The sequence below is a fragment of the Leclercia sp. M50 genome, from assembly GCF_037150775.1.
GTDB lineage: Bacteria > Pseudomonadota > Gammaproteobacteria > Enterobacterales > Enterobacteriaceae > Enterobacter.
Genome location: NZ_JBBCPK010000159.1, coordinates 1 through 6,212, shown reverse-complemented (window position 1 = coordinate 6,212; position 6,212 = coordinate 1). Strand labels below are relative to the sequence as shown.

At 54.0% G+C, this 6,212-nt stretch carries 6 protein-coding genes and 1 pseudogene; 2 read left to right on the top strand and 5 right to left on the bottom strand.

Annotated features, from left to right (window positions below; all coding sequences use genetic code 11):
* The 4 genes and pseudogenes from WFM46_RS22390 to yceD form a co-directional block, all read right to left on the bottom strand.
* Window positions 1-98: pseudogene (locus WFM46_RS22390) on the bottom strand (3-oxoacyl-ACP synthase); the annotation flags it as partial.
* A 6-nt stretch (window positions 99-104) separates the two neighbouring features.
* Window positions 105-1,139: a phosphate acyltransferase PlsX gene (gene plsX, locus WFM46_RS22385; protein ID WP_201304714.1), complete on the bottom strand. Its 1,035-nt coding sequence runs from the start codon at window positions 1,137-1,139 to the stop codon at window positions 105-107.
* A gap of 79 nt (window positions 1,140-1,218) precedes the next feature.
* The gene (gene rpmF, locus WFM46_RS22380; protein WP_003857964.1) at window positions 1,219-1,392 is read right to left on the bottom strand and encodes a 50S ribosomal protein L32; all 174 of its coding nucleotides are present in this window, start codon (window positions 1,390-1,392) and stop codon (window positions 1,219-1,221) included.
* 16 nt (window positions 1,393-1,408) lie between these two features.
* Window positions 1,409-1,930 carry a 23S rRNA accumulation protein YceD gene (gene yceD, locus WFM46_RS22375; protein WP_103179089.1) on the bottom strand — a complete coding sequence of 174 codons (522 nt, stop codon included), beginning with the start codon at window positions 1,928-1,930 and terminating at the stop codon, window positions 1,409-1,411.
* Window positions 1,931-2,071: 141 nt separating this feature from the next.
* Here yceD and WFM46_RS22370 point away from each other — a divergent pair, with 141 nt between their 5' ends.
* A complete protein-coding gene (locus WFM46_RS22370) occupies window positions 2,072-2,656 on the top strand; it encodes a Maf family protein (protein ID WP_336998585.1) in 585 nt (194 codons plus the stop codon).
* Between the two features lie 80 nt (window positions 2,657-2,736).
* On the opposite strand, the gene rluC is transcribed toward WFM46_RS22370, so the two are convergent.
* Window positions 2,737-3,684: a 23S rRNA pseudouridine(955/2504/2580) synthase RluC gene (rluC, locus tag WFM46_RS22365; protein ID WP_336998584.1), complete on the bottom strand. Its 948-nt coding sequence runs from the start codon at window positions 3,682-3,684 to the stop codon at window positions 2,737-2,739.
* 571 nt (window positions 3,685-4,255) lie between these two features.
* Here rluC and rne point away from each other — a divergent pair.
* The coding region (gene rne / locus WFM46_RS22360; RefSeq protein ID WP_336998583.1) for a ribonuclease E at window positions 4,256-6,212 on the top strand (1,957 nt) is incomplete at its 3' end.

The following is a 6,212-nucleotide window of genomic DNA, read 5'->3' as shown; positions in this document are numbered from 1 at the left end:
ATCCACTCGTCAGACGTATCTACCATTTTTTCCAGATCGGCGTTAGTTCGCACTTGCTTTGGCAGATAGCTGCCGGTACCTAAAATCTTCGTATACATGTACGCTCAGTCACTTTTTGCTAATACAGATCCCAGGCGAGCGGCAATCCGCTGTGGGACTTGTCGCTGCACCGCCTGCACTGCCTGTTCAATGGCGACGGTAAACGCTCGCTGATTGGCCGCACCGTGACTCTTAATCACAATGCCGCGCAATCCTAACAGACAGGCGCCATTATACTGGTCGGGGTTGAGGTGACTGAATCGCCGCGCCAGGCTCTTTTGTAACCAACGCTTTAATAAAATCAGCCACCATGACCTTTTTTTACCCTCTCCCTGCGATTTAAGCAGAGAAAGAAACATCCTCACCACCCCTTCCATGGTTTTTAATGTAACGTTTCCTGTAAAGCCGTCACACACCAGTACATCCGTCTTCCCGGTCAATAATTCGTTGGCTTCGAGATATCCAATATAGTTGATGGAGTGCTCTTTTTTTAGCCACTCCGCTGCATCACGGATGCTGTCGAGACCCTTGGTCTCTTCTTCGCCAATATTTAATAAGGCAACGCGGGGATGAGAAATCCCCACCACTTCCTCTGCCAGCACCGAGCCCATGACGGCAAACTGCGCCAGCATAACGCTGTCGCAATCGACGTTCGCGCCTAAATCCAGCACTACCGTTTTGCCCTTCTGCTGATGCGGCAGTACCGTCACCAGCGCGGGACGCTCAATACCTTCAATCGGTTTGAGCAGTAATTTTGCTAACCCCATCAACGCGCCGGTATTGCCGGCGCTGACGCAGGCTTGTGCGCGGCCCTCTTTAACCAGTTCAAGCGCGATGCGCATTGAACTTCCGCGGCTGCTGCGGATCGCCTGTGAGGCCCTGACATCACTGGCAATAACTGACTGGGCAGGAATAATCTGCAGACGTGAACGTTGTTCGAAGTCAGCTTTTGCGAGTAATGGCGTGATAGCGTCGGGATTACCGACTAAAAGGAGAGCGAGTTGCGAATTAGAGTTCAGTGCCTGCAATGCTGCAGGCACTGTCACGGAAGGGCCAAAATCGCCCCCCATGACATCTAACGCCAGGGTTAGACGTGTCAAGGTATCGTCGCAGCCTGGTTCGGTATATCCCCGTTTGCACGGGGAAACCCTCACTAAGCCTAATCACGCAAACGCGTGATTACTTAGTGATAACCTTGCGGCCGCGGTAGAAACCGTCAGCAGTGATGTGGTGACGCAGGTGTTTTTCACCAGAAGTCTTGTCTACAGACAGGCTGGTAACTGCGGTCAGCGCGTCATGGGAACGACGCATGCCACGTTTGGAACGGGTTGGTTTATTCTGTTGTACGGCCATGGACCTTACTCCTTAATTACTTACGCTTTAAGCTGGCTAATACGGCAAATGGGTTTGGTTTTTGCGCTTCATCAGGCAGTTCCCCAAAGACCATGTCCGCCTCGGACACTTCACAGTGTTCAGAATCATGCACCGGAACCACTGGCAGAGCGAGGATGATTTCATCTTCAACTAACGCCAGCAGATCGATTTCACCGAATTCGTTAACCTCAATCGGCTCATACGCTTCCGGGAGTGCTTCAGCCTGTTCGTCTGAACGAACCGGACTGAAACAATATGTTGTGTGAACATGAAGTGGGAACGGTTTCCCGCAACGCTGACACTCGAGCGTAACCGAAACCTTTGCATCACCGGTTAATACGGCGAGGCGCTGGTTATCGATAGCGAACGACATGGAGCATTCCACATCACTGTCCACACTGACTACGGATTCGGCAATACGTTCAGCCTGGTCACGGGTATAAATACCTTCGTAATCGAGGCGTTTTTGAGCCGTACGAACCGGATCAAGAGTCAGGGGTAATTTTACCTTTTGCATAGGGCGCGCATATTAACTTTGTAACGTCATAGAGTCAAAGAAAAAGGCAACCTCAGGCTGCCTTTTGCCAATTATTCGCACACATTGCGGCCTGTAGTTTAAAATGGCTGGCATCGATACGCTATATCTGGTGAAAAAAATATGCCAAATCTTATTCTCGCCTCGACTTCACCCTACCGCCGCGTGTTGCTGGAAAAGCTTGGCGTACCCTTTGAATGCGCCGCGCCGAACGTGGATGAAAGCCCACAACCCGGTGAATCGCCACGGCATCTGGTGGTACGTCTGGCGCAGGAAAAAGCAAAAAGCCTGGCAGCGCAATTTCCTGACCATCTTATTATAGGTTCCGATCAGGTTTGCGTCCTGGATGGCGCTATCACGGGTAAACCGCATACCGAAGAGAATGCGCGTCAGCAGCTGTTGAAAGCCCGCGGCAATATCGTCACGTTCTATACCGGCCTGGCTCTCTATAACAGCTCAACAGGCCATTTGCAGACGGAATGTGAGCCCTTCGACGTGCACTTCCGCCATCTCAGCGAACAAGAGATTGATGACTACGTCCGTAAAGAGCGTCCGTTAAACTGCGCGGGCAGCTTTAAGAGCGAAGGGCTGGGGATTGCATTGTTTGAGAGGCTGGACGGGCGCGACCCGAACACGCTGGTGGGATTACCGCTGATTGCGCTGTGCCAGATGCTGCGTCGGGAGCATTACAACCCGTTAATGGCGTAGCCTACTGCTTCGCCCGGCGGCGCTACGCTTGCACGGGCCTACGGTTTCCCAGGCCGGGTAAGCGTAGCGCCACCCGGCAATTAACCGCGCAGAACTTTAAGACAGCGCTTCAGCTGCTCATCCATAGGCGCTTCGATACGCATCACCTCGCCGGTACCCGGATGGGTAAACTTCAGCGCGGCGGCATGCAGAAACAGACGAGACAAGCCCGTACCCGCCAGCTGCTTATCAAACTCACGGTCACCATAGCGATCGTCGAAAGCGATGGGGTGACCTGCATGCAGGGTGTGAACACGGATCTGGTGAGTACGACCGGTCACCGGGCTGCAGCGCACCAGGGTAGCGAATTCATAACGCTCTTCGACTTTGAAGCGGGTTTCAGACGGTTTGCCCTCCTGACTCACGCGAACGATACGCTCACCGCTTTGCAGAATGTTTTTTAAGAGCGGCGCCTGGACCACTTTGACATGGGATTGCCACTGGCCGCGCACCAGCGCGAGGTAATCCTTCTGCATCCCCTTCTCACGCAGCTGTTCATGCAGCGAACGCAGCGCCGAACGCTTTTTCGCCACCAGCAGTACGCCGGAGGTGTCGCGGTCAAGGCGATGAACCAGTTCAAGGAAGCGGGCTTCGGGACGCAGCGCACGCAGGCCTTCAATCACGCCAAAGCTCAGTCCGCTGCCGCCGTGAACGGCTGTGCCGGAGGGTTTGTTGAGCACCAGGATATGATCGTCTTCATATAAGATCACCTCCGTCAGCGCGGCGACTTTATTCAGATGCGGCGACACCGCCTCCTCTTCCCGCTCAGCTACGCGCACGGGCGGGATGCGCACTTCATCACCCGCTTCCAGTTTGTACTCGGGTTTGATGCGCTTCTTATTCACACGCACCTCACCCTTACGCAAGATGCGATAAATCATACTCTTTGGCACACCCTTCAGTTGGGTGCGCAAAAAGTTGTCGATACGTTGCCCCGCTTCATCATCGGTAATGGCAACCATTTTTACGGCTGGAGTCTCTGTTTTCATGGGGGGCGATTCTAATTATCGGCAGCCATTAGCGCCACTCATTTTTCTATGCTTATATTTAGTTTTACCCGGTTACTGTTTCATTCACGCAATCGATTTGATGGTTATTAAACCAATCGTATGAGAGAAGTGAAAAAACTGTGAGTAACCGGGTGATAATTGGCAAAAGTCATCTTGCTATAACCCGGTTAGCAATGGAATAATGCTGCTGTTTTCCGCGTTAAATCCGGGTTTTGTAAGGATCTCGACGGAATGACCAATTTTGTCTGACCGATCATCCACGCAGCAATGGCGTAAGACGTATTGATCTTTCAGACAGTTAGCGGGCTGCGGGTTGCAGTACTTACCGGTAAATGGAATCTTCTCTGGAGAGTTTTACCCAGGCTATTCCCCTGATAATCGCGCTGTATTTCCGTATGAAATACAGGCAACCGACACTTTGCGCCTCTTAAGCGAGCGACAACCGTGAGGTTGGCGACGTGAATAGACACGAGGCCATCGGTTCATACCCCGGAAAGCGTCACCTTGCCCGCAGCTTAGTCGTCAATGTAAGAATAATGAGTAAGTTACGATGAAAAGAATGTTAATCAACGCAACTCAGCAAGAAGAGTTGCGTGTCGCCCTTGTGGATGGGCAGCGTCTGTACGATCTGGATATCGAAAGTCCTGGACACGAACAGAAAAAAGCGAACATTTACAAAGGCAAAATCACCCGCATTGAACCCAGCCTTGAAGCCGCATTTGTCGATTACGGTGCCGAGCGTCATGGTTTCCTCCCGCTGAAAGAGATCGCTCGCGAGTACTTCCCTTCCAACTATAATGCCCATGGCCGTCCTAACATCAAAGACGTTCTGCGCGAAGGTCAGGAAGTTATTGTCCAGATTGATAAAGAAGAGCGCGGCAACAAAGGCGCTGCACTGACTACCTTTATCAGCCTGGCAGGCAGCTACCTCGTGCTGATGCCAAACAACCCGCGTGCGGGAGGTATCTCTCGCCGTATCGAAGGGGACGACCGTACCGAACTGAAAGAGGCGCTGGCAAGCCTGGAGCTGCCAGACGGCATGGGTCTGATTGTCCGTACCGCAGGCGTGGGCAAATCTGCCGAAGCGCTGCAGTGGGACCTGGGTTTCCGTCTGAAGCACTGGGAAGCGATTCAGAAAGCCGCTGAAAGCCGCCCTGCTCCGTTCCTGATCCACCAGGAAAGCAACGTTATCGTGCGTGCCTTCCGCGACTATCTGCGTCAGGACATTGGCGAAATTTTGATTGATAACCCGAAAGTGCTTGAGCTGGCCCGCCAGCATATCGCTGCGCTGGGTCGTCCTGATTTCACCAGCAAAATCAAGCTGTACACCGGTGAGATCCCGCTGTTCAGCCACTACCAGATTGAATCGCAGATTGAATCCGCCTTCCAGCGTGAAGTCCGTCTGCCATCCGGTGGTTCTATCGTTATCGACAGCACCGAAGCGCTGACCGCCATCGACATCAACTCCGCCCGTGCAACCCGCGGTGGCGATATCGAAGAGACGGCCTTCAACACCAACCTGGAAGCGGCCGATGAGATTGCCCGCCAGCTGCGTCTGCGTGACCTGGGCGGCCTGATCGTTATCGACTTCATCGACATGACGCCGGTACGTCACCAGCGCGCGGTGGAAAACCGCCTGCGTGAAGCGGTGCGTCAGGATCGTGCACGTATCCAGATCAGCCATATTTCCCGTTTTGGCCTGCTGGAGATGTCCCGCCAGCGTCTGAGCCCGTCATTGGGTGAATCCAGCCACCATGTCTGCCCACGCTGTAGCGGTACCGGCACCGTGCGTGACAACGAATCGCTGTCTCTCTCTATCCTGCGTCTTATCGAAGAAGAGGCGCTGAAAGAGAACACCAAAGAAGTTCACGCCATTGTGCCTGTGCCGATTGCCTCCTACCTGCTGAACGAAAAACGTGCCGCGGTAAGTGCGATCGAAGCCCGTCTGGGCGGTGTACGCTGCGTGATCGTGCCTAACGATCAGATGCAGACCCCGCACTACTCCGTGCTGCGCGTGCGCAAAGGCGAAGAGACCTCCACCCTGAGCTACATGCTGCCTAAGCTGCATGAAGAGGCGATGGCGCTGCCGTCCGAGGAAGAGTACTCAGAGCGTAAACTGCCTGAACAGCCTGCACTGGCAGCGTTTGTGATGCCAGAAGCACCGCCTGCGCCAGCGCAGGAGACCGTGGCGGCTAAACCTGCAGCCAAACCGGCGGCAGAAGTGAGCCAACCGGCTGAACAGCCTGGTCTGCTGAGCCGCTTCCTCAGTGCGCTGAAGAAGATGTTCGCGGGTGAAGAGCCGCAGCCTGCCCCGGCACCGGTTGAGAAGAAAGAAGAGAAACAGGAGCGTTCCCCGGATCGTCGTAAGCGTCAGAACAACCGTCGTGACCGCAATGAGCGCCGCGATAACCGTTCAGAGAGCAACGAAGGCCGTGAAGGCAGCGAAAGCCGTGACAATCGTGATAACCGCGAAGGTCGCGAGCGCCGTGAAGGACGTGACGAAAACC